This window comes from Sulfitobacter sp. HI0129 (assembly GCF_001635395.1).
Lineage (GTDB): Bacteria > Pseudomonadota > Alphaproteobacteria > Rhodobacterales > Rhodobacteraceae > Sulfitobacter.
This window is the reverse complement of sequence record NZ_LWGH01001028.1, coordinates 1-303: the sequence shown is the minus strand read 5'-3', so window position 1 is coordinate 303 and position 303 is coordinate 1. Positions and strand designations below refer to the sequence as shown.

Annotated in this window: 1 protein-coding gene; it reads left to right on the top strand. The window is 63.0% G+C overall.

Annotated elements, in window-relative coordinates; genetic code table 11:
* Positions 1-114: 114 nt before the first annotated feature.
* Positions 115-303, top strand: a 189-nt coding sequence (locus A3764_RS26165) for a hypothetical protein (RefSeq protein ID WP_236628296.1), incomplete at its 3' end; no start/stop codon positions are given.

The following is a 303-nucleotide window of genomic DNA, read 5'->3' as shown; positions in this document are numbered from 1 at the left end:
AAACCGGCAGCACGAAGGGTATCAGGGCGTTGCAGATGAAATGACTTGGGCGGGACGGCCCCGAGGTCTCGAAATTCGGAATCGGGGCAATGTCTTTCGCAGGTGCTTACGGCGATGCCACGGTCGAGCAATGCCACGCTGTCTTCGACGCTTGCGACGCGGCGGGCGTCACGCACTGGTCACACGATTTCCCCAGTCATCGCGGCCGCGCTGTGCATCAAGCCCCGCGGAAAGCTCACCCCGGATCAGGTGCGAAAAGTCGACGCGCTCAAGGCCGGTTCTCCCGCCTTCGCAACGATGCGC